The sequence below is a fragment of the Streptomyces sp. NPDC058880 genome (genome assembly GCF_042742535.1).
Taxonomy (GTDB): Bacteria; Actinomycetota; Actinomycetes; order Streptomycetales; family Streptomycetaceae; genus Streptomyces.
In genome coordinates this window covers 54860-76909 of sequence record NZ_JBHYMC010000008.1, presented here as the reverse complement: position 1 = coordinate 76909, position 22050 = coordinate 54860, and the positions used below count along the sequence as shown (strand labels likewise).

The 22050-nt window shown below is 73.5% G+C and carries 18 protein-coding genes; 11 read left to right on the top strand and 7 right to left on the bottom strand.

Going from position 1 to position 22050, the window contains the following annotated elements; genetic code table 11:
* Window positions 1-48: 48 nt before the first annotated feature.
* The 3 genes from ACFW2G_RS07250 to ACFW2G_RS07240 form a co-directional block, all read right to left on the bottom strand.
* Window positions 49-1245: a CaiB/BaiF CoA-transferase family protein gene (locus tag ACFW2G_RS07250; protein WP_037925680.1), complete on the bottom strand. Its 1197-nt coding sequence runs from the start codon at window positions 1243-1245 to the stop codon at window positions 49-51.
* 95 nt (window positions 1246-1340) lie between these two features.
* The gene (locus ACFW2G_RS07245; RefSeq protein WP_037925682.1) at window positions 1341-2129 is read right to left on the bottom strand and encodes an ABC transporter permease; all 789 of its coding nucleotides are present in this window, start codon (window positions 2127-2129) and stop codon (window positions 1341-1343) included.
* Complete coding sequence (locus ACFW2G_RS07240) at window positions 2126-3106, bottom strand: ATP-binding cassette domain-containing protein (protein WP_384580536.1); 981 nt, start codon at window positions 3104-3106, stop codon at window positions 2126-2128. Before ACFW2G_RS07240 ends, ACFW2G_RS07245 begins: the two co-directional genes overlap by 4 nt.
* Window positions 3107-3179: 73 nt before the next feature.
* Here ACFW2G_RS07240 and ACFW2G_RS07235 point away from each other — a divergent pair, with 73 nt between their 5' ends.
* The gene (locus ACFW2G_RS07235; protein WP_037925686.1) at window positions 3180-3905 is read left to right on the top strand and encodes a TetR/AcrR family transcriptional regulator; all 726 of its coding nucleotides are present in this window, start codon (window positions 3180-3182) and stop codon (window positions 3903-3905) included.
* A gap of 109 nt (window positions 3906-4014) precedes the next feature.
* On the opposite strand, the gene ACFW2G_RS07230 is transcribed toward ACFW2G_RS07235, so the two are convergent.
* Window positions 4015-5139, bottom strand: coding sequence for a type ISP restriction/modification enzyme (locus ACFW2G_RS07230; protein ID WP_384447016.1), 1125 nt, complete (start codon window positions 5137-5139; stop codon window positions 4015-4017).
* A gap of 145 nt (window positions 5140-5284) precedes the next feature.
* Between ACFW2G_RS07230 and ACFW2G_RS07225 the strand changes: the two genes are divergently transcribed.
* Entirely contained in the window at window positions 5285-5485 is a 201-nt protein-coding gene (locus ACFW2G_RS07225) for a hypothetical protein (protein WP_037925690.1), read from the top strand.
* A 43-nt stretch (window positions 5486-5528) separates the two neighbouring features.
* Here the strand turns inward: ACFW2G_RS07225 and ACFW2G_RS07220 are convergent, their stop codons facing one another.
* On the bottom strand, window positions 5529-6278 hold the full coding sequence (locus tag ACFW2G_RS07220) for a GntR family transcriptional regulator (RefSeq protein WP_037925693.1): 750 nt from the start codon (window positions 6276-6278) through the stop codon (window positions 5529-5531).
* 64 nt (window positions 6279-6342) lie between these two features.
* Window positions 6343-7671: a homogentisate 1,2-dioxygenase gene (hmgA, locus tag ACFW2G_RS07215; protein ID WP_384580534.1), complete on the bottom strand. Its 1329-nt coding sequence runs from the start codon at window positions 7669-7671 to the stop codon at window positions 6343-6345.
* A 218-nt stretch (window positions 7672-7889) separates the two neighbouring features.
* Here hmgA and ACFW2G_RS07210 point away from each other — a divergent pair, with 218 nt between their 5' ends.
* The 8 genes from ACFW2G_RS07210 to ACFW2G_RS07175 all read left to right on the top strand — a co-directional run bounded on the left by ACFW2G_RS07210 (window position 7890) and on the right by ACFW2G_RS07175 (window position 20005).
* Window positions 7890-10070 carry a right-handed parallel beta-helix repeat-containing protein gene (locus ACFW2G_RS07210; protein ID WP_384446944.1) on the top strand — a complete coding sequence of 727 codons (2181 nt, stop codon included), beginning with the start codon at window positions 7890-7892 and terminating at the stop codon, window positions 10068-10070.
* Window positions 10071-10174: 104 nt separating this feature from the next.
* Window positions 10175-11017: a hypothetical protein gene (locus ACFW2G_RS07205; RefSeq protein ID WP_384447018.1), complete on the top strand. Its 843-nt coding sequence runs from the start codon at window positions 10175-10177 to the stop codon at window positions 11015-11017.
* Window positions 11018-11267: 250 nt separating this feature from the next.
* Complete coding sequence (locus tag ACFW2G_RS07200) at window positions 11268-12572, top strand: hypothetical protein (RefSeq protein ID WP_384580532.1); 1305 nt, start codon at window positions 11268-11270, stop codon at window positions 12570-12572.
* 35 nt (window positions 12573-12607) lie between these two features.
* The gene (locus ACFW2G_RS07195) at window positions 12608-13228 is read left to right on the top strand and encodes a TetR family transcriptional regulator (RefSeq protein ID WP_384447020.1); all 621 of its coding nucleotides are present in this window, start codon (window positions 12608-12610) and stop codon (window positions 13226-13228) included.
* Window positions 13229-13486: 258 nt separating this feature from the next.
* A complete protein-coding gene (locus ACFW2G_RS07190; protein WP_384580529.1) occupies window positions 13487-15685 on the top strand; it encodes a molybdopterin-dependent oxidoreductase in 2199 nt (732 codons plus the stop codon).
* A gap of 73 nt (window positions 15686-15758) precedes the next feature.
* Window positions 15759-17315 (top strand): CitMHS family transporter, encoded by a 1557-nt coding sequence (locus ACFW2G_RS07185; protein ID WP_384580527.1) that lies wholly within the window; start codon window positions 15759-15761, stop codon window positions 17313-17315.
* Window positions 17316-17411: 96 nt separating this feature from the next.
* Complete coding sequence (locus tag ACFW2G_RS07180; protein WP_037925701.1) at window positions 17412-18824, top strand: aldehyde dehydrogenase family protein; 1413 nt, start codon at window positions 17412-17414, stop codon at window positions 18822-18824.
* A 101-nt stretch (window positions 18825-18925) separates the two neighbouring features.
* Window positions 18926-20005, top strand: coding sequence for a zinc-binding dehydrogenase (locus ACFW2G_RS07175; RefSeq protein WP_384580525.1), 1080 nt, complete (start codon window positions 18926-18928; stop codon window positions 20003-20005).
* A 112-nt stretch (window positions 20006-20117) separates the two neighbouring features.
* Here ACFW2G_RS07175 and ACFW2G_RS07170 read toward each other — a convergent pair whose 3' ends face one another.
* Entirely contained in the window at window positions 20118-20768 is a 651-nt protein-coding gene (locus ACFW2G_RS07170; protein WP_037926439.1) for a TetR/AcrR family transcriptional regulator, read from the bottom strand.
* An 82-nt stretch (window positions 20769-20850) separates the two neighbouring features.
* On the opposite strand from ACFW2G_RS07170, the gene ACFW2G_RS07165 reads away from it, so the two are divergent.
* Window positions 20851-22002, top strand: coding sequence for an acyl-CoA dehydrogenase family protein (locus tag ACFW2G_RS07165; RefSeq protein WP_384580523.1), 1152 nt, complete (start codon window positions 20851-20853; stop codon window positions 22000-22002).
* Window positions 22003-22050 lie beyond the last annotated feature (48 nt).

Here is a 22050-nt window from a genome sequence, read left to right as displayed (position 1 = left end):
CCTCGCACCCGCGGTCGTTCGCCCTTCCGGGCTCCGGCCGCCCCGGCCCTAAGCGATCACACCGTCCCGGCGCAGTTCCGAGATCCGTGCGCCCGCCATCCCCAGGGCGCGCAACAGGTCGTCGGTGTGCTCACCCAGCGCGGGCACCGCACCCATGTGCGGTGCCGCGCCGCCCGGCAGCCCGATCGGCGGCAGTAGCGCACGCAGCGGACCGACCGGCGATCCCACCTCCCGCCACCGGCCCCGGGCCGCGAGCTGCGGATGCCCGGCCAGCTGTGCCACCGAGTTCAGCCGCGCACAGGCGATTCCCGCCGCCTCCAGCCGGTCGATCGCCTCGTCCGCGCCCAGTCGGCCCAGTGCCTGCGCCACCACCGCGTCGGTCCTCTCCCGGTTCGCGGTGCGCGCCGTATTCGTCGCGTACGCCGGATCCTCGGCCAACTCGGCCCGGTCCAGCACCTGCCGCGCCAGACGCCGCCACTCGCGGTCGTTCTGCACGGACAGCAGCACCCGGTCCCCGTCCGCCGTCGGGTAGGCGTCGTACGGGGCGATCACCGCGTGTGCGAGCCCCGTGCGCACGGGCTGCTCCCCGCCGTGCATCGTGTGGTGCAACGGGTGCCCCATCCATTCGGCGAGCGCGTCCAGCATCGACACCTCCACCCGGCCGCCACGCCCGGTGGCGCCGCGGCGCAGCAGCGCGGCCAGCACCCCCGAGAAGGCGTACATGGCGGCCGCGATGTCGGCCGCCGGGATGCCCGCCTTGACCGGCTGCTCCGGAGTGCCGGTCACCGACACCAGCCCCGCCTCGCACTGCACGAGCATGTCGTAGGCGCGCTTGTGGGCGTACGGGCCTTCTGCGCCGTAGCCGGACACGTCCACGGCGACCAGCCGCGGATAGCGGTCGCACAGCGCGGCCGAGTCGAGTCCGAGGCGGGCGGCGGCCCCCTGGGCGAGGTTCTGCACGAAGACGTCCGCGTCGGCCAGCAGCCCGTGCAGCACCTCGCGGCCACGCGGGTCCTTCAGGTCGAGCGCGATCGACTCCTTGCCGCGGTTCGCCCACACGAAGTGCGAGGCGAGGCCGTGTGCGGTGGTGTCGTAGCCGCGGGCGAAGTCGCCGCCGTCGGGACGCTCGACCTTGATCACCCTGGCGCCGAGGTCGGCGAGTTGGCGGGTGGCGAAGGGGGCCGAGACGGCCTGCTCGACGGCGACGACGGTGATGCCGTCCAGGGGCAGCGGTTCGGTGCTCATGAAGCCCTGCCTACCTGGTCGGACGGGGGGCTGTCACCACCCGGCGGGCGATGTGTGCCGCTGAACGTCCGGGGTGGTCCTTCGTGAGGCCCGTGTCAGGCTCCGCCGCGGGCGAACCGGCGGGTGGCCGCGGGTACGGACACGGCGAGGAGCAGCGCCGACCACAGCAGTGCCGCGGCCACCGGATGCGCGGCCGGCCAGGCGGCGTCCGCCCCGGCCCGCCCCCCGGTGTTCCCGCACAGCTCGCGCACGGCGGTGGCGACGGCGCTGATGGGGTTCCATTCGGCGACCGTGCGCAGCCATCCGGGCAGGCCGGCGGTCGGCAGGTAGGCGCTGGAGAGCATCGGCAGGACGAAGGTGGCGCTGCCCAGCTGGCCCGCCGCCTCCTCGCTGCGGCTCAGCAAGCCCAGGTACGTGCCCGTCCAGGCGGCGGCGAAGCGGAACAGCAGGAGCACGCCCAGGGCCCCCAGTGCGCCGGGCAGGCCGTTCTCGGTTCGCCAGCCCATCGCCAGCCCCACCAACATCAGCGGCACCATCGACCCGGCCGTGGTGAGCAGGTCGGCCGCGGTCTGCCCGAGCGGCACGGCGCAGCGGCTCATCGGCAGGGTCCGAAAGCGGTCCGTCACCCCGCGGTGGGCGTCCTGGGCGGCCGTGAACATGCCGGTCATCAGGCCGTTCGCGGCCGTGGCGGCGAGCAGCCCCGGCACCAGGAACTCCCGGTACTCGGAGCCCGGCATGGCGAGCGCGCTGCCGAAGACGTAGCCGAAGAAGAGCAGCATCGTGAGCGGCATGGTCTGGGTGAGGACCAGGAGCGCCGGTGCGTGCCGGGCCTTCTGCAACTGGCGGACGAGGACGGCCCCGCCGTCGGACAGCAGCGTGCTCATGCGGCGGCCTCCTGCTCCCGGCGGGCGGTGCCGGTCACGGCGGGGGATCGGGTGAGGCGCAGGAACACCTCATCGAGGGTGGGCGGGCGCAGGCGCGCGTCGGTGACCGGGACGCCGGCGTCGTCGAGCGCGCGGATGATCCGCGGCAGGGTGATGCCGGCGTCGAGGACGGTCACGGCCACGGTCAGCCGTTCCTCGTCCAGCGCGGGCCGGCCGCCGGTGAGCCGGTCGAGTACCCCGGCCGCGCCGGCGAGTTCCTCCCGCGCGGTGACGGCGACCTCGGCGCGGGAGCCGATCCGCGCCTTGAGTCGGGCGGGAGTGCCGCCCGCGAGGGCCCGGCCCTCGGCGACCACCACGACGTCGTCGGCCAGCCGGTCGGCCTCCTCCAGGTACTGGGTGGTGAGCAGTACCGTCGTGCCCTCTTCGGTGAGTGCGCGCACCGCCGCCCAGATGTGCTCGCGGGCCGCCGGGTCCAGGCCAGTGGAGGGCTCGTCGAGGAAGAGCACCCGGGGCCGGGTGACGAGTCCGGCGGCCAGGTCCAGGCGCCGCCGCATGCCCCCGGACCAGGTGGAGACCACCCGGTCGGCGGCCTCGCCGAGCCCGAAGCGCTCCAGCAGCGCGTCGGCGCGGGAGCGGACCGTGGAGCCCCGCAGCCCGGCGAGCCGCGCGAACAGCCGGAGGTTCTCCCGGCCCGTCAGGTCCCCGTCCACGGAGGCGTACTGGCCGGTCACGCCGATGGCGCGGCGGACGGCCGCCGGGTCCCGGGCGACGTCGTGGCCGGCGACGCGGGCGCGGCCGCCGGTGGGTGCGGTGAGGGTGGTGAGGATCCGGACGGCGGTGGTCTTGCCGGCGCCGTTGGGTCCGAGGAGTCCGCAGACCGAGCCCTCGGGAACGGCGAGGTCGAGGCCGCGCAGGGCGTGGATCCGCCCGTAGCTCTTCTCCAGACCTTCACTAAGTACAGCGTACGTAGTCGTCATGTGCGTCACCGTACCGCATTACGTACGGCGTACGTAACTAAGATGGTGTCGAGACGACGAGGTGATCTGAGCGATGACAGCCGGCGGGCGACCCGCTGAACCCGAAGTGATCTGGTCCCGCCCGCAGCGGGCCGGCCGCGGCCCCAGGCCCGCGCACAGCCGCGAGTCGATCGCGGCCGAAGCCGTGCGGATCGCCGACGCCGAGGGGATCGACGCGGTCTCCATGCGGCGCGTCGCCGCGGGCATCGGCGCGGGGACCATGTCCCTCTACAACTACGTGCCGCGCAAGGAGGAGCTCTACGAGCTCATGGTCGACGCAGTCAGCGGGGAGTACGCGTTCACCGCGCCGACCGGCGACTGGCGGGCCGACCTGTTGGCCCTGGCCCGCCAGACGCGGGCGCTGATGCACCGCCATCCGTGGCTGCCGCGCCTGCTGACCCCCCTGTACGGCTTCAGTCCCAACGCCCTGCGCTACCTGGAACACAGCCTGGAGTGCCTGGCTCCGCTGGCGGCGCCCGACGGGGAGAAGCTGGAACTCGTCGCCGCCGTCAACGGCAGCGTCGCGACCTACGTGGCGGGCGAGCTGGCACTGGCCGAGCGGGCCCGCGCGTTGCCCTGGAGCGAGGCCGAGGAACAGGCCGTACGGACGGCCTGGCTCGGCTCCCGGCTCGCCACGGGGGAGTATCCGAGGCTGGCGGCGGCCGTCTCGGGCAGCGGTCCGGTCCCGGGAGCGGGCCTGGACATGGACGCGGTCTTCGACCGTTCGGTGACCCGGCTGCTGGGCGCCTGGGCGGCGTAGGCCGCGTCCCGCGGATCAGCGCACCGTCCGCCGTCCGGGCTTCCGGCGGCCCGGCGGCCCGGCGAGCCCGCGGTCCGGCGCCGGCCCGCCGTACGTGGCGCCCGGCCGGTCACAGCAGGGCGAACTGGCCGCCCGGGCCCTCCTCCTGGTGGTCCAGTACCGAGGCGGGGCGCCGGCTCCAGGCCGGCGGCGGCAGCACCCCGGCCGCGTGCAGTTCCGCGGCCGACAGGCCCGGACCGGGCTCGAAAGCCGCCCGCTCCGGCGCCAGCTCGGCCAACAGCGCCAGCGTCGTCACCAGCGCGAGCAGCTCGGAGGTCCAGTTCTGCGGCCACTCGGCGGGGCCCAGCGCCGCCAGCCCGTCGGCCTCCGGTCCGCGGTGCGCCGTGCGTGCGGCGAACCAGCTCTCCAGCACCCGCACGCCCTGCACCTCGTACTCCCACGCCCCGGCCGGAACGGGCGAGACCGCCCCACCGCCCAGCCCGAGCGTCTCGCTCGCCGCGTCGTACGAGAGCTCGCGCGGCCACCCCCCGACCGCCGACCGCACGTACGGGCGGCGCCCACCGGGCAGTCGGGGCGCCTCCGCGCCGCGCGCCCCGCGCAGCTGGACGGTGAGCAGCCGGTGACCCAGCTCCAGCCCGGCCCGCCAGCGCCCGGGGTCGGCCGCGAGCGGGACCTCGTACCCCCGCGGACCGGGACGGCCGGCCGCCAGGATCCAGCACAGGACGTCCTCGGGGGTCACCCAGCCGCCGTGGCGCTCGCCCAGCAGCGGCAGCAGGCCGGGGGCGAGGTTGGGTTCGGCACCGCCTGGGCGCCGGTGCAGCGGACGGATCGGGCCGACCCGGCCGACCGGAAGGTGCGCGGTGACCAGCAGGTCGGAGATGCCGATGAGGAACAGCTGGTGCTCGTCGCGGACCCGCCAGAGCTCCGGCCGGGCGGTGTCGATGAGCCGCTGGTCGGGCAGGAGCCACTGCTCGTCGAAGGGCTCGCGCAGCACCCGTACGGGGTCGGGGCAGGGCCCGGGCGCATCGGCGAAGCGTGCAGTGGCCGCCGATCGCTGCCCCGGCAGCGCGGCCGCCGAGGTGGCGGGGGTGCGGCTGCGACTCGGCCGGAACAACCGGTCCCGCTCGGCCCCTTCGGAGTCCGCCAGGAGGGCCCAGCGGGTGCGCAGGGCCGCCGGATCGGGTGCGGCCACCCAGTCGCGGCCCAGGCGCAGGCTGCCCACGGCCCAGGGCATCAGATCGTCCAGCAGCGGGTCCGGCTGCGGTGTGTCAGCGCTCACGCCGCCGATGGTAGCGACGGGCTCCGATGGCCGGGCCGCGTCGAGGCCGAAGAGCTACGCTCCTTATGTGTGGGTACGTGCGGTAGGTACCGTCCGTACGGTGTCGACCGAGTCAACCGAGTCGACCGAGGAGACGGCCATGAGCCAGTACGACGAATACTCGACCCCGTCCCAGGCCGAGGGCGAACGCCTCGACGAGGACATGGACGAGGCGCAGCGCAGGCAGCGCCACCCCCAGACGATGCGCACCACGCCGTCCCAGGCGGAGGGCGAGCGCACCGCCGACGACGAGAAGAAGTGACGGCACGGCGGCCGGGAGCGGCGCGGGTGCGCGCCGCCGCCGTTCAGTGCGCGTCGACCGTCACCGTGAAGGAGAACCGGTCGCCCCGGTAACGGATCCGCGCCACGTCCACCACCCGCCCGTCCTCGCCGTAGGTGACGCCCGTGTAGTGCAGGATCGGACTGAGCAGCGGGACCTGGAGCAGTTCGGCCGTCTCCGGGTCCGCGAGCCGGGCCTCCACGGTGTCCGTGATCCGGCTGATGCGCACCCCCACGACGTCCCGCAGCACCTTCGTCATCGGCCAGCGCTCCAGATCGGTGACGTCGACCGCCTCGGCGAACTCCGGCAGGACCGCGTTCTCCGCCCAGTTGGTCGGCTCGCCGCTCTCGCGGTCGCGTCGCAGACGCCGGAACGTCACCACCTCGGAGGTGTCGGGAAAGTGGTCCAGCAGCTCCCCGGCCACAGGCGTGCGCCCGTGGCCGAGGACGGTGGTGCGCTCGCCCGACTGCTGGGCCACGATCGCGTCGACCGAGCCCAGCAGCCGGACCGGTGTGCTGCGCAGCGCGCCCGCCTCGATGAAGGTGCCCCGCCTCCGGTGCCGGCTGATCAGGCCCTCGCCCTCCAGTTCCTTGAGGGCCTGCCGCATGGTCAGCACGCTCACCCCGTAGTGCTCGGCCAGCTGCTCCTCGGTGGGCAGGCGCAGGGAGGCGTCCGGGGTGCGCCCCAGTATCGAGGCGCGCAGTGACTGCGAGACCTGGTACCAGAGGGGGAGCTTCCGGTTCAGGACCAGCGAGTCGGGGGCGAAGGCGGTCACGGGTGGATCTCCGAACGGCTGGACGGTGGCGACGTGCGGCGCATTGCAGGGTAGGCGGCGCAGGTCAGGCGCGGAAGTGGCGTTGCAGACCCTGCCACACGTCGTCGTACCCGCGCTGGAGGTGGTCGGCGGCGGCGGCCTGGGCGGTGGCGGTGATCGGCCAGCGGGTCTCGAACATGAAGGCCAGGCCGTCGTCGATCTTCTGCGGCTTCAGCTCGGCGGCGCTGGCCTTGTCGAAGGTCTCGTGGTCGGGGCCGTGCGCGGACATCATGTTGTGCAGCGAGCCTCCGCCGGGGACGAAGCCTTCCGCCTTGGCGTCGTAGGCACCCTCGATCAGGCCCATGTACTCGCTCATCACGTTGCGGTGGAAGTAGGGCGGGCGGAAGGTGTCCTCGCCGACCAGCCAGCGTGGAGCGAAGACCACGAAGTCCACGCCCGCCAGGCCCGGGGTGTCCGAGGGCGAGGTCAGGACGGTGAAGATCGACGGGTCCGGGTGGTCGTAGCTGATCGTGCCCAGGACGTTGAAACGGCGCAGGTCGTAGACGTACGGGACGTGCGTGCCGTACCAGGCGACCACGTCGAGCGGGGAGTGGCCGTAGACGGCCGACCAGAGGTTGCCGCAGAACTTGTTGACCACCTCCGTGGGCCGCTCGACGTCCTCGTACGCGGCCACCGGGGCCCGGAAGTCGCGCGCGGCGGCGAGGCCGTTGGCGCCGATCGGGCCGAGGTCGGGCAGGACGAAGGGCTGGCCGTAGTTCTCGCAGACGTATCCGCGGGCGTCGCCGTCCAGCAGCTCGACGCGGAAGCGGACGCCGCGCGGGATGAGCGCGACCTCACCGGGGCCCGCGGAGAGCAGGCCCAGTTCGGTGCGCAGGAGCAGGCCGCCGCGCTCGGGAACGATCAGCAGCTCTCCGTCGGAGTCGCTGAACACCCGGTCCGTCATCGACGCGTTGGCGGCGTAGAGGTGGACGGCCATGCCGGTGCGCTGGGCCGCGTCGCCGTTGCCGCCGAGGGTCCACAGGCCGGCCAGGAAGTCGGTGCCGGGGGCCGGGTCGGGCAGCGGGTTCCAGCGCAGCCGGTTCGGGTCCGCGGGCGCCTCGGTGAAGGGGGCCGTGCGCAGGGTGCCGTTGTCGATCCGGGTGAAGGGCGGGTGCGCGGCCGAGGGGCGGATCCGGTAGAGCCAGGAGCGGCGGTTGTGGCTGCGGGGCTCGGTGAAGGCGCTGCCGCTGAGCTGCTCGGCGTACAGGCCCAGGGGTGCGCGCTGGGGCGAGTTGCGGCCGAGCGGCAGTGCGCCGGGGACGGCTTCGGAGCTGTGTTCGTTGCCGAAGCCGGTGAGGTACTCCAGTGCCCCGGCCGTCTTCCGGGCCTGCTCGCTGCCGGCCTGCTCGCTCATGTGCTGCTCCCGCTCCGTCGAAGTAATCCTATGGTCGACAGTAGGATTCAGCGGCCCGCGCGTCAACGGCGCCCCGTTGGCATCCGCCGAGAGCCCGGGGATCGGGGCGGGAGGAAACGGCAGGATCCGGGAGGAAGGGCTGCGAGGCGGCCGGCCCGGGGTGCGGATTCAGTCCCGGGGGGATCACAAAAGATGAACATTGCTCTACTCTCACGCGCATGTCGTGGACCCGCAGGTTTCCTGCCGTGCCGGCGGCGCTCCTCGCCGCCCTCCTCGCCCTCCTGTCCCTCTTCGCCGCCGCGCCCGCCGCCCGTGCGCACGAAGAGCGCCCGGTCACCTTCCCGGACGGCTCCGGATCCGTTCCGGAATACCGCGAGACCGACCCCGACCTCATCGTCTGCAAGACCGACCGGCCGGCCTTCGAACGCCGGATATCCGCCTTCCCCGAGGCGCTCAGACAGCGCAACCTCGCCCTGTACGAGCGCTGCGAGGCGAGCGGGTACCGGCACCTCCAGGAGGCCGTCGACGCCGTGGACCGGCCCGGGATGAACATCGCGATCCTCCCCGGCCTGTACGAGGAGGAGCCCTCACTGCCCCAGCCGACGGGGGAGTGCGCCGCGCTTGAAGCGCCGGACTCCGCGCTCGGCTACCAGATCCTGTCGTACGAGCAACAGGTGCGGTGCCGGCACAACCAGAACCTCGTCGCCGTCCTCGGCAAGAGGAACCTGCAGATCGAGGGCACCGGCGCGACCCGCCTGGACGTGGTGATCGACGCCAAGTACCAGAAGCTGAACGCCATCCGCGCCGACAGGTCCGACGGCGTCTACTTCCGCAACTTCACCGCCCAGCGCACCACCTTCAACTCGCTGTACGTCCTGGCCGCCGACGGCTTCGTCATCGACGACGTGCTCACCCGCTGGAACGACGAGTACGGCTTCCTGACCTTCGCCAGCGACCACGGGCTGTACAAGAACTGCGAGTCCTACGGGAACGGCGACTCGGGCATCTACCCCGGCAGCGCCTCCAACATCAACGACGGCCGCGGCTACGAGGTCCCCCGCTACTCCATCGAGATCACGGGCTGCCGCAGCCACCACAACATGGTCGGCTACTCGGGCACCGCGGGCGACTCGGTGTGGGTGCACGACAACGAATTCGACCAGAACATGGGCGGCGCCTCGATGGACAGCGCCTTCCCCGGCCACCCCGGACTCCCGCAGAACCACGCCAAGTTCGAGCGGAACCTGATCCACGACAACAACCAGGACTACTACCGCCACGTCGCCGACGGCACCTGCGCCAAACCGCCCATCGAGCGCGGCTACGAGCGCGGCGTCGTCTGCCCCCAGATCTCCATGCCGCCGGGCACCGGCATCATCACCGCCGGCGGCAACTGGAACCTCTACGAGGGCAACTGGGTGTACGGGCACGAGCGCGCCGGCTTCTTCCTCAGCGCCGTCCCCGCCTTCATCCGCGGCGAGGAGGCCTGGTCGAAGCAGACGGACACCTCCCACCACAACCGGTACGCAGGCAACGTCCTCGGCAAGGACCGGTCCGGCGCCTCGCGCCCCAACGGCATGGACGTCTGGTGGGACGGCCAGGGCAGCGGCAACTGCTGGCAGGACGGACCCGACGGCTCCACCCCCGGCACGGTCCCGCGGTGCGGCGAGCGACGGGGCGACGTCACGGGGGCGTCGGCCCGCCTGGTCGGCGAGCCGGTCAAACTGATCCAGCTCCTCGTCTGCGCGGACTACAACGTCCAGGCGCGCAAACTGCCGGCCGGCTGCGACTGGTACGGGGCGCGCGGACTGGAGCGGGTGGAGACCCAGCTCGCCCTGGGTGTGGCGGCGGTACTGCTGCTCGTCGGCGGGGTCCTGTGGTGGCGCCGCCTGCGCGGCTCCCGCCTGGGCGCCGCGGCCACGCTGCTCGGCCTGGCCGGACTGGCCCTCGACGTGGCCGGCTCGACCATGACCCTGACCTCCACCTTCGTCCCGGCCCTCGCCCTCCTGCTGCTCGGCCTCTGGTGGACGGGGGCCGGCCTGGTGCTGCGGTCCGGCCGCCCCTGGCTGGCGCGCCTGACCCTGCTGCTGGCTGGACTGACGCTGCTGGACGCCTTCGACAAGGCGGTCCTGATGATTCCGTGGACCCCGCTGAGCCCCGCCTGGGTGAGGTCCCTGGTCGCCGTGGTCTGGGTCCTGTGGGCGGTCGCGGCCTCGGCCCGGCCGGGTGCCGCCCCGGCCCACCCCGCCGGTCCGGGCGACGCCCCCGACGGCGACCGCGCCCCGGTCCCGCCCGGCCCTGCCCCGGACCGGCGCGAGGGCGCGGCGGCCGAGGCGGTTCCGGGAGCCCCCGGAGCCGGGGAGGCCCGGACGCCTCGGGCCGCAGGAGGCCGGCCGTGACCGACCGGACCGACGAGGGGCTCGACGGCCGCGCCCGGTGCGACGCGTGCCGTGCGCCGCGCCGCCCGGCCCGCGGGGCGCGCCGCACCGCCCGCACCGCGGCCCTGCTCGCCCTCGCCCTGCTCCTCGCGGGCGGCGCGGCGACGGGCTGCGGCGGGCGGGCCACCACCCACCACAAGCCCGGCACCAGCCACGAGCAGGCCTCCGGCAGCGTCGGTACCCTGCTCGCCGCCGCCGACGCGGCCGGCCACACGCTCCGCGAGGTCCCGGCCGAGGGGGCCCCGGACGTCCGACTGGCCCTCCGCCCCGATTCCGAGGACGGCTGGAACCTCCAGCTGACCGTGAACAACTTCCGCTTCACCCCCGACAGCACCGGCGGCGCCGCCCTCCCGGGCGCCGGCCACGCCCACCTGGAGCTCGACGGACGCAAGATCGCCAGGTTGTACGGCCCCTGGTTCCACCTGCCCGCGGCCCAGGTCCCCGAGGGCGCGCACACCCTGACCGTCCGCCTGTACGCGGACGACCACACGGCCTGGGCGGTCGCCGGCAAACCCGTCGAGGTCGCGGCCCGGCTCACCGCCCCGCCGCCGGGCGCGTCCGGCGGCCACCACCACGGTCAACCCCCCGGGCCGCCACCCCAGCAGCCGCCGTCACCGCAGCCGCCGACACCGGGCCCGGAGCAGCCGGACCGCACGGTCACCATCACCGTCCGCGGCGGCAAGGTCAGCCCCGCCCCGGCCCGCACCGAGCTGCGGCGCGGCGAACGCGTCGCCCTGCGCGTCACCAGCGACCGCGCGGACACCCTCCACGTCCACGGCTACGACAAGGAACTCGCCCTGCCGGCAGGCCAGGAGGCCACCCTGATCCTGACGGCCGACCGCACGGGCCTCTTCGAGGTCGAGACCCACGAGACCGGCCTCGTCCTGACCCAACTCCTCGTCCGATGACGGCCCGCCACGCCCCGCCCGCGGCCCGCGCCCTACTCGCCGCCCGTTCCGTATCCGCCGTCGACGTCCCGGCCCTGCCGACCGCGCCCGCACCGGCACCCGCACCGGCACCCGCGCCCGCACCCGGGCCCGTGCCCGCATCCGGGTGCGGTCGAGGTCCTGGTCGCGGGCCGCAAGGCCGAACCGTCGGCGGTACGCGGTGCCCGGCGGTCCGACGGTGAGCCCGGCTCCCTTCGGCCACGGCCGGGACGTGATCCTTCACCCGGCCGAGCCGTTCACCGTGCTTGCGCACGGCATCGGATCCCGGCACGATCTGCCGATCTCTCCCTTCTACGCGTTCGCCGGGGCCTTCGCCGCGCTATTCGTCTCCTTCCTCGCGCTCGGCCTGCTCTGGTCCACCTCCCGCTTCCGCGGCGAGCGTTCGGGCCTCGCCCTGCCCGCCGCCCTCCAGCGGGCGGCCGCCGCACCGGCCACCCGGACCGCCCTGCGCGGGCTCGGACTCGCCGCCGCGCTCCTCGTCCTGCTGCACCTCCTCCTCGGTCCCGACGACCCCGCGCGCAACCCCGCTCCTGGTGCCGTCTACGTCCTCCTCTGGGTCGGACTCGTACCCGCCTCCCTCCTCCTCGGCCCCGTATGGCGCCTGCTCAACCCGCTGCGCACCGTGCACCGCCTGCTCTCCCTGGCCCTGCACCGCCCCCGTACCGGCCGCCACCCCCTTCCCACCCGGCTGGGGCTGTGGCCCGCCGCCGCCGGACTGTTCGGCTTCACCTGGCTCGAACTCGTCTCGCCCGATCCCGCATCCACCACCACCCTCCTGATCGCGCTCACCGTCTACACCACCGCCCAACTGCTGCTCGCCGCCCGGTACGGCGAGAGCTGGTTCGCCGAGGGAGACGCCTTCGAGGCGTACTCCACCCTCCTCGCCCGCCTCTCCCCCCTCGGCCGCCGAAACGACGGCCGTCTCGTCCTCCGCAACCCCTTTCACGGACTCGACGCGACGCCGGAGCGGCCGGGACTCCTCGCCACCGTCTGTGTCCTCCTCGGATCCACCGCCTACGACGGCTTCTCCGACAGCCCCTCGTGGATCAACACCCTCCAGACCTCCCCCCTCGGCCACACCCCCGCGGCCACACTCGGACTGCTCGGCTCCATCGCCCTCGTCGCCACCCTCTACTGCCTGTGCGCGATGGCCACCCGTCTCGTCAGCGGTCCGCACCCCGGCCCGCTGACGGCCTTCGCCCACTCACTCGTCCCGATCGCCCTCGGCTATCTCATCGCCCATTACTTCTCCCTTCTGGTAGTCGAAGGATCACGCACGGTAAGCATGACACTCGGCACTGACAACGTCCCGGAACCCGTCCCGCCCTTGGGCCCCGGGGGTCTCGCCGTCCTCCAGGTCGTCGCCGTCGTCGCCGGCCACGTCCTCGGCGTCATCGCCGCCCACGACCGTTCGGTGCGCCTCTTCCCGCCGGCGAAAGCCGTGGCTGGACAGCTGCCGCTGCTCGCCTTGATGATCGTTTACACGATCGGGGGCCTCGGCCTCCTGTTGAACTGAGGCCCCCGCCGGGCCCGGAAGCGAGGAGCGGCATGATGGACCACGTGCCTCCCGCCCACTCCCTGCGCCGTACGCCGATCCAGCAGCGCAGCGCCGACCGGCTCGCCCGGATCCTCGACGCCTGCGCCGAGCTGCTGGACGAGACCGGGTACGAGAACCTCAGTACCCGAGCCGTCGCCCTGCGCGCCGGCGTGCCGATCGGATCCGTCTACCGCTTCTTCGGCAACAAACGGGCCATGGCCATCGCCCTCGCCCACCGCAATCTGGACCGTTACGCCGACGGCATAGCGAACCGCCTCGGCAGCCTCCCCGCCACCGACTGGCGACCGGTCGTGGACGCCGTACTGGACGAGTACCTGGCGATGAAGCGCAGTGTGCCCGGCTTCGCGCTCGTCGACTTCGGTGTGCCGGCGCCGCCGGTCGGGGAGCCCGAACCGGATCCCAACCACCAGGTCGCCGACCGCCTGACCGAACTGCTCTGCGGACACCTGGGCCTCACCCCCGACGCCGCGCTGGAGCGGGCCGTCCTCGTCGCCGTCGAAGCCACCGACGCCCTCATCCAACTGGCCTTCCGGGCCGATCCGGCGGGGGACCCGGGGATCGTCGACGAGACCCGCGCGATGATGCACGCCTACCTGGCCCGAGTGCTGGGCTGAGCCCGCCCGGGCGTCCCACCTCCCCGGCCCCGGCGTCCTGCCTTCCCGGCCCGGCGCCTCCACCCGCCTCCGCGTGCCGTCCCGGTTTCCGGGGTGCCGCCCCGCCCCCCAGGGGGCCGTTCACTGCCCCGCCCGCATGGGCGCCGGCCGGCCGCGTGGCACGCGAACCAGGTCCGTTCCCTCGCCACCGTGCCTACCGGTCGGTATGCTCGGTGTTCCCCGCATGCCCGTGCCGCAGCCTGCCGCCCTGGAGGGCCCATGCCCCGCACCGCCCTGCGCATCTGCCCCCTCTGTGAAGCTACCTGCGGCCTCACCCTCACCATCGAGGGCACCGCGGTCACTGGTGCCCGCGGCGACCGCGAGGACGTCTTCAGCCGCGGCTTCATCTGTCCCAAGGGCGCCGCCTTCGGCCAGATCGACGCCGACCCCGACCGCCTGCGCACCCCTCTCGTCCGCCGCGACGGGCAGCTCCGGGAGGCCACCTGGGAGGAGGCCTACGATGCCGTCGCCGCCGCCGTACCCCGCCTCGCCGGGGAGTACGGGCCCCAGTCCGTCGGCGTGGTCCTCGGCAACCCGAACGTGCACACCATGGCCGGCGCCCTCTACCCGCCGCTGCTCCTGAAGGCCCTCGGCACCCGCAACCTGTTCACCGCCAGCACGCTCGACCAGATGCCCAAGCACGTCTCCAGCGGCTTCCTCTTCGGCGACCCCCTGGCCATCCCGGTCCCCGACCTCGACCGGACGGACTTCCTGCTCCTCCTGGGTGCCAATCCGGTCGAGTCCAACGGCTCGCTCTGTACGGCCCCCGACTTCCCCGGCCGCCTCAAGGCCCTGCGTGCCCGGGGCGGCACCCTGGTCGTCGTCGACCCGCGCCGCACCCGGACCGCCGCACTCGCCGACCGCCATCTCGCGCCGCGCCCCGGCACCGACGCACTCCTGCTCGCCGCCCTCGCGCGCACCCTGCTCGTCGAGACGTCCGCCACCCCCGGGCCGCTCGGGGAACACCTCGAAGGACTCGGGGAACTCGGCGCAGCTCTCGGGAGTTTCACCCCTGAGGCCGTCGCACCCGCCTGCGACCTCACGGCCGACGAGATCCGCGGCCTCGCCCGCGAGCTCGCCGCCGCACCCACCGCCGCCGTCTACGGACGGATCGGCAGCTGCACCGTCGAACACGGCACGCTCGCCAGCTGGCTGGTCGACGTACTGAACATCCTCACCGGCAACCTCGACCGGCCCGGCGGGGTCCTCTTCCCGCTCTCCGCCACCGACCGCGCCCCCGGGCCGGCCGGCCCCGGAAAGGGGTTCGCGGTCGGCCGCTGGCACAGCCGGGTCAGCGGACATCCCGAGGCCAAGAGCGAACTGCCCATCGCCGCTCTGGCCGAGGAGATCGAGACACCGGGGGAGGGACGGATCCGCACCCTGATCGCCATCGCCGCCAATCCCGTCCTCTCCGCACCCGACGGCGACCGCCTCGACCGGGCGCTGGCCGGCCTCGACTTCATGCTCTCGGTCGACCCGTACCTGAACGAGACCTCCCGCCATGCCCACGTCGTGCTCCCGCCACCACCGCCTGCGCAGAGCGCGCACTTCGACTTCGCCTTCAACGCCTTCGCCGTACGCAACCAGGCCCGCTACTCACCGCCCGCGGTCCCGCTGGAGGAGGGGCGGATGGACGAGTGCGAGATCCACGCGCGCCTGATCCTCGCGGTGTCGGGGCTGCACGGAGCCCCGCCGGCAGCCGTCGACGAGCGCGTCATCTCCGACGCGCTCGCCCGCGCCGCCGCGGACGCCCGCTCGCCACTGCACGGCACCGACCCGTCCGCGCAGGCGGGCAGGCTGACCGGACGTACGGGCCCGGAGCGGCGGCTGGACATGATGCTGCGCCTCGGGCCGTACGGGCTCGGCCTCGACGACCTGCTCAAGGCGCCGCACGGCATCGACCTGGGCCCGCTGCGGCCCCGGCTCCGGGAGGTGCTGAAGACGCGCAGCGGCAAGGTCGAGCTGCTCCCGGAGCCGATCGCGGCCGAGCTCCCCACGCTGCGCGCGGCGCTCGCCGACCGCCCCGCCGCCCTGGTCCTCGTGGGCCGCCGCCACTTGCGGTCCAACAACAGTTGGCTGCACAACGTCCCGGCCCTCACCGGAGGTTCCAACCGGTGCACCCTCCAGGTCCACCCGCAGGACGCGGCGCGGCTGGGTCTCACCCACGGAGGCCGGGCCAGGGTCGCCGGCGACGGCGGGAGCCTGGAGGTCCCCGTCGAGGTCACCGACGCCGTCCGCACGGGAGTGGTGAGCCTCCCGCACGGGTGGGGCCACGACCGCTCGGGCGCCCGGCTCGGCGTCGCCTCCGCCGTCCCGGGCGCCAACGTCAACCAGCTGCTCGACGGGACCCGGATCGACCGCCTCTCCGGCACGGCCGTACTCAACGCCTTCCCCGTAGAGCTGACACCTCTGCCCTGAGCTGGGGTTTTGCTCATACTGCTCACGCGCTGACGTCTTGTTGGCCACAGGGGGCGGCTCCTACCGTCCCCCCATGCTGACCTTCCTCGGCTTCGCCATGATCGCGACCTTCCTGGTCCTGATCATGATGAAGAAAATGTCGCCCATTGCGGCGCTCGTCCTCATCCCGGCACTGTTCTGCGTGTTCGCGGGGAAGGGCGGACACCTCGGTGACTACGTCATCGAAGGCGTCGGCAAGCTCGCACCGACCGCCGCCATGCTGATGTTCGCCATCGTCTACTTCGGCCTGATGATCGACGTCGGACTCTTCGACCCGATCGTCAGAGGCATCCTGCGCTTCTGTGGGGCCGATCCGTTGCGCGTCGTGGTCGGCACGGCCGTCCTCGCCGCGATCGTCTCCCTCGACGGCGACGGATCGACCACCTTCATGATCACCGTCTCGGCCCTGTATCCGCTCTACAAGCGGCTGGGTCTCAGCCTGGTCGTCATGACGGGCGTCGCGGCCACGGCCAACGGCGTCATGAACACCCTGCCCTGGGGCGGCCCCACGGCCCGCGCCGCCACAGCCCTCCAGCTCGATGCCGCCGACATCTTCGTCCCGATGATCCCGGCCCTCGCGGTGGGCCTGCTCTTCGTGTTCGCCCTGGCGTACGTCCTCGGGCTGAAGGAACGCCGCCGCGTCGGAGTGCTCGCGCTTCCCGGCCGGGAGGCTCCCGGGGGCGCCGGGGGCGCCGGGGGCCCCGCGGACGCCCGCGAGGACCTGGTCGGTGCCGCGGCCGGAAGCGCCGCCGGGCCGGTCCCCGTCGGACCCGCGGTGCCGGGCGCGGCCACCCGGCCTGCGTCCGCCGCCGACCCCGTGTCCGCCGGCGGAAACGCCGACTCAGCGCAAGCTCCCGCCCCCGACACGGGCCCCGGGACCGCCCTCGGTTCCCTTCCCGGTTCCGTTCCCGCCTCCCTGCCCGGCGCCACGCCCGGGGACGAGGACGGCTTCCGGGGCCTCGACCCCGACCGGCCCACCCTGCGCCCCCGCCTCTACTGGTTCAATGCCGGCCTGACCCTTGCCCTCCTCACCGCGATGATCATGGAGTGGCTGCCCATCCCGGTGCTGTTCCTGCTCGGCGCCGCCCTCGCTCTCACGGCCAACTTCCCGCACATGCCCGACCAGAAGGCCCGGATCGCCGCCCACGCCGACAACGTCCTCAACGTCGCCGGCATGGTCTTCGCAGCCGCCGTCTTCACCGGGGTCCTCAGCGGCACCGGCATGGTCGAGCACATGGCCGACTGGCTCGTCGGCGCCGTCCCCGAGGGCATGGGCCCGCACATGGCGCTGGTCACCGGCCTGCTCAGCCTGCCGCTCACCTACTTCATGTCCAATGACGGCTTCTACTTCGGGGTCCTGCCCGTCCTGGCCGAGGCCGGCGCCGCCCACGGGGTCTCCGCGGTCGAGATCGCCCGTGCGTCCCTCGTCGGCCAGGCACTGCACATGTCGAGCCCACTGGTTCCCGCCGTCTACGTCCTGGTCGGCATGGCCAAGGTCGAATTCGGCGACCACACCCGCTTCACCGTGAAGTGGGCGGCCCTCACCTCGCTCGCCGTCCTCACGGCGGCGATGCTTTTCGGCATCATCTGACCCTTGCCGCCTCCGCCCGGCGAAACCGCCGCCGCCCGTTTGTAGGGTGGCGGGGAGGTCGGATCCACGCGCACGCGCGCACTCGGGAGGAATGCCATGAAGGCCCAGGACGGGATGTACATCGACGGCGCATGGCGGCCTGCCGTCGGGACCGGCCGGATCGACGTCGTCAACCCGGCCGACGGCCAGGTCATCGCCCAGGTCCCGGCCGGCACCGAAGAGGACGTGGACGCGGCCGTGCGCGCCGCCCGCGCGGCCTTGCCCCTCTGGTCGGCCACGCCTCCCGCCGAGCGGGCCGCCCTGATCGGCGCGCTCCGTGACGCGCTCCAGGCCCGCAAGGCCGAGCTGACCGAGACCGTCACCTCCGAACTCGGCGCCCCGCTGCCCTTCGCCAAGGCCGTCCACGTCGGTTCGTCGATCGCCGTGGTCTCCACCTACGTCGAGCTCGCCGCCTCGTACTCCTTCGAGGAGCGCATCGGGAACTCCACCGTCCTCATGGAGCCGGTCGGTGTGGTTGGGGCCATCACGCCCTGGAACTATCCGCTGTACCAGGTCGTTGCAAAGGTGGCGCCCGCTCTCGCCGCCGGCTGCACCCTCGTCCTGAAGCCGGCGGAGGACACCCCGCTGACCGCGCAGCTCTTCGCCGAAGCCGTGCACGAGGCGGGGATCCCGGCCGGAGTCTTCAACCTGGTCACCGGCACCGGCCCCGTCGCCGGCCAGGCCCTGGCCGCCCACGAGGGAGTCGACTTCGTCTCGTTCACCGGCTCGACCGCCGTCGGCAAGCAGGTCGGCGCCACGGCCGGCGCCGCCGTCAAGCGCGTCGCCCTCGAACTGGGCGGCAAGTCGGCGAACGTCATCCTGCCTGGGGCCGACCTGCCCAGGGCCGTCGCGGCGGGCGTCGGCCACGTCATGAACAACACCGGCCAGAGCTGCAACGCGCTCACCCGGATGCTCGTCCACCGGGACCAGTACGAGGAGGCCGTCTCGCTCGCGGTCGCCGCCGTGGCCGACCACCCCACCGGCGACCCGCGCGCGGCGGGCACCCGCGTCGGCCCCGTCGTCAACGCCAAGCAGTACGAGCGCGTCCGCGGTTTCATCGCCAAGGGCGTGGAGGAGGGCGCGCGCCTGGTCGCGGGCGGACCGGAAGCGCCGCACGAGCAGGGCTACTTCATCTCCCCGACCGTGTTCGCCGACGTCACCCCCGACATGGCCATCGCCCAGGAGGAGATCTTCGGCCCCGTGCTGTCGATTCTGGCCTACGAGGACGAGGAGGAGGCCCTGCGCATCGCCAACGGCACCGTCTACGGCCTGGGCGGCGCCGTCTGGGCAGCGGACGAGGAGACCGCCGCCGCCTTCGCTCGCCGCATGGACACCGGGCAGGTGGATATCAACGGCGGGCGCTACAACATCCTCGCGCCCTTCGGCGGTCACAAGCAGTCGGGTGTCGGCCGCGAGCTGGGCCCGCACGGCCTGGCCGAGTACCTCCAGACCAAGTCCCTGCAGTTCTGAGCCGCAGCACCCGCGCCACCCGCGCCGGCCGCAGCACCCGCCCCGCCTGCGCCGTGCGCAGTCCCGCATCCGCCCCAGCACCGAAAGTCGAGACGACGCCCATGGTCCGCGCCGCCATCCTGCCCGCCGTCGGAGCACCGCTGGAGACCAGGGAGATCGTGCTGCCCGATCCCGGTCCCGGGCAGGTCCGCGTCAGATTGGCCGCGGCCGGCGTCTGCCACTCCGACCTGTCGCTCTCCGACGGCACCATGCGGGTCCCGGTGCCCGCCGTCCTCGGCCACGAGGGCGCGGGCACGGTCCTCGCCGTCGGGGAGGGCGTCACCCACGTCGCTCCCGGCGACAGCGTCGTGCTCAACTGGGCTCCGTCGTGCGGGAAGTGCCACCACTGCGGCATCGGCGAGGTCTGGCTCTGCGCGACCGCACTCGCCGGGGTCGGGGACGTCTACGCGCACGACGCCGCGGGCGTCGCACTGCATCCCGGGCTGAACGTGGCCGCGTTCGCCGAGGAGACCGTCGTCGCGGCCAACTGCGTGCTGCCCGCACCCGCGGGCATCCCGCTCGCCGAGGCCGCCCTGCTCGGTTGCGCCGTCCTCACCGGCTACGGGGCCGTCCACCACAGCGCCCAGGTCCGTCCGGGCGAGTCGGTCGCCGTCTTCGGCGTCGGCGGAGTCGGCCTGGCCGCGCTCCAGGCCGCGCGGATCGCGCAGGCGGGCCGGGTCGTCGCCGTCGACGTGTCACCGGCCAAGGAGGAGCTGGCACGCGCGGCCGGAGCCACCGAGTTCGTGCTCGCCTCGGACGCCACGGCCCAGCAGATCCGTGCGCTCACGGGCGGGCACGGTGCGGACGTCGCCGTCGAGTGCGTCGGCCGGGCCGAGACCATCCGCGGGGCCTGGGAGTCGACCCGCCGCGGCGGCCGCACCACGGTCGTCGGCATCGGCGGCAAGGAACAGCGGGTCACCTTCCACGCGCTGGAGATCTTCCACTTCGCCCGCACCCTCACCGGTTGCGTCTACGGCAACAGCGACCCGGCGCGCGACCTCCCGGTGATCGCCGAGCACGTCCGCGCGGGCCGCTTCGACCTGGGCGCCATGGTGACCGACCGGATCACCCTCGACGACATTCCGGCCGCGTTCGATGCCATGCTCGCGGGCACGGGCGGCCGCTCGCTCGTCGTCTTCTAGGCGCGGACCAGCCAGAGCGCGGACGCGCGACCCTCCGCGCCGGGCCCTGCCGTCTGTCGCCGGCCCTGCCGTCTGCCGCCGGGCCCTGCTGGCCGCCGCGCCCGAGCGGGAGTCAGCCGCCGCGGCTCGCCTGCGTCAGCGCCTCGTACTGCAGGGCCAGTCCGTCCAGCAGCGCCTGCAGGCCCGTCTCGAACGCGCCCTCGTCCACCTCGCGCTGCCGCTCGGCCAGCAGGTGCGCCTGGCCCAGGTGCGGGTAGTCGGCCGGGTCGTAGGCCGCGCGGTCGTCCACGAAGCCCCGGGCGAAGGACCCCACCGCCGAGCCCAGGATGAAGTACCGCATGAGCGCGCCGATCCGGGTGGCCTGCGCAGCCGGCCACCCCGCTTCCGTCATGGCGCCGAATACGGCGTCCGCGACCCGCAGCCCGGCCGGACGGCGCCCGGGCCCGCGTGCCAGCACCGGCACGATGTGGGGATGGTCCGCGAGGGCGTCCCGGTACGAATGCGCCCACGCCTGCAGGGACGCCCGCCAGTCGGTCCCCCCGTCGAACATCGACAGGTCGACCCGCGAGCTCACCGCGTCGGCCACCGCGTCCAGGATCTCGTCCTTGGTGCGGAAGTGGTTGTAGAGGGAGGGGCCGCTGACCCCGAGGGCGGCCGCCAGCCGCCGGGTCGACACCGCCTCCAGCCCCTCCGCGTCGACCAGCGCCCCGGCCGCCTCGACGATCCGGTCCCGGCTGAGAAGGGGCTTGCGCGGTCTGGCCATGCGCCACATAGTAAAGCCTGCCCACCGAAAACTACCGGTGCTAGTTAAAGCACCGGCCGCCACCCGCCCGGAGGAGGTCCCGGTGAACCTGGAGCTCAGCGAGGAGCAGAGCGCCGTACGGCGTCTCGCCCGCGAGTTCACCGAGCGCGAGATCGTCCCCCACGCCGCCGAGTGGGACCGTGCCGAGAGCGTGGACCGGGCCATCGTGAAGAAGCTGGGCGCGCTCGGGTTCCTCGGCCTGACCGTCCCCGAGGAGTACGGAGGCTCGGGCGGCGACCACCTCTCCTACGCCCTCGTCACCGAGGAACTGGGCCGCGGTGACTCCGCGGTGCGCGGGATCGTCTCCGTCTCCCTCGGCCTGGTCGCCAAGACCGTCGCTGCCTGGGGCACCGAGGAACAGAAGCGGACCTGGCTGCCCGGCCTGTGCTCCGGCGACGCACTCGGCTGCTTCGGGCTGACCGAGCCCGGTACCGGTTCCGACGCCGCGAACCTCACCACCCGGGCCGTGCGCGAGGGCGACTCGTACGTCCTGCACGGGACCAAGACGTTCATCAGCAACGGCACCTGGGCCGACGTCGTGATCCTCTTCGCCCGCACCGGCGAGGAGCCGGGCCACCGCGGCGTCTGCGCCTTTCTCGTCCCCACCGGCACGCCCGGGCTGACGCGCCGCGAGATCCGCGGCAAGCTCGGCCTGCGCGGCCAGGCCACCTCCGAACTGGTTCTCGACGGCGTCCGCGTGCCCGCCTCCGCGATGCTCGGCCCGGCGGGCAAGGGCTTCTCGGTGGCCATGTCGGCACTTGCCAAGGGCCGCATGTCGGTCGCCGCGGGCTGCGTCGGTATCGCGCAGGCCGCACTGGACGCGGCCGTCTCGTACGCCGCTCACCGCGAGCAGTTCGGCAAACCCATCGCCCACCACCAGCTGGTCCAGGAGCTCATCGCCGACATCTCGGTCGATGTGGACGCGGCTCGGCTGCTGACCTGGCGTGTCGCCGACCTCATCGACCGAGGGCTGCCCTTCGCCACCGAGTCCTCCACCGCGAAGCTCTTCGCCTCCGAGGCTGCCGTGCGTGCCGCGGGCAACGCCCTCCAGGTGCACGGCGGTTACGGCTACATCGACGAGTACCCGACCGGCAAGCTGCTCCGTGACGCCCGTGTGGCGACCCTGTACGAGGGCACCAGCCAGATCCAGAAACTCCTCATCGGACGTGCCCGCACCGGGGTTTCCGCCTTCTGAGCCGCCCGCGGGCCCGGCTGAGTATCCGCATGAGTATGTGCGCGGATG

Bases quoted from the DNA above. Each gene is read 5' to 3' on its own strand.
- ACFW2G_RS07235 (WP_037925686.1), top strand. From the start codon at position 3,180: ATGACAGCCGGCGGGCGACCCGCTGAACCCGAAGTGATCTGGTCCCGC.
- ACFW2G_RS07230 (WP_384447016.1), bottom strand. From the start codon at position 5,139: ATGCCCTGGGCCGTGGGCAGCCTGCGCCTGGGCCGCGACTGGGTGGCC.
- hmgA (WP_384580534.1), bottom strand. From the start codon at position 7,671: ATGAGCGAGCAGGCCGGCAGCGAGCAGGCCCGGAAGACGGCCGGGGCA.
- ACFW2G_RS07190 (WP_384580529.1), top strand. From the start codon at position 13,487: ATGCCCCGCACCGCCCTGCGCATCTGCCCCCTCTGTGAAGCTACCTGC.
- ACFW2G_RS07185 (WP_384580527.1), top strand. From the start codon at position 15,759: ATGCTGACCTTCCTCGGCTTCGCCATGATCGCGACCTTCCTGGTCCTG.
- ACFW2G_RS07250 (WP_037925680.1), bottom strand. From the start codon at position 1,245: ATGAGCACCGAACCGCTGCCCCTGGACGGCATCACCGTCGTCGCCGTC.
- ACFW2G_RS07195 (WP_384447020.1), top strand. From the start codon at position 12,608: ATGGACCACGTGCCTCCCGCCCACTCCCTGCGCCGTACGCCGATCCAG.
- ACFW2G_RS07180 (WP_037925701.1), top strand. From the start codon at position 17,412: ATGAAGGCCCAGGACGGGATGTACATCGACGGCGCATGGCGGCCTGCC.
- ACFW2G_RS07170 (WP_037926439.1), bottom strand. From the start codon at position 20,768: ATGGCCAGACCGCGCAAGCCCCTTCTCAGCCGGGACCGGATCGTCGAG.
- ACFW2G_RS07245 (WP_037925682.1), bottom strand. From the start codon at position 2,129: ATGAGCACGCTGCTGTCCGACGGCGGGGCCGTCCTCGTCCGCCAGTTG.
- ACFW2G_RS07210 (WP_384446944.1), top strand. From the start codon at position 7,890: ATGTCGTGGACCCGCAGGTTTCCTGCCGTGCCGGCGGCGCTCCTCGCC.
- ACFW2G_RS07240 (WP_384580536.1), bottom strand. From the start codon at position 3,106: ATGACGACTACGTACGCTGTACTTAGTGAAGGTCTGGAGAAGAGCTAC.
- ACFW2G_RS07175 (WP_384580525.1), top strand. From the start codon at position 18,926: ATGGTCCGCGCCGCCATCCTGCCCGCCGTCGGAGCACCGCTGGAGACC.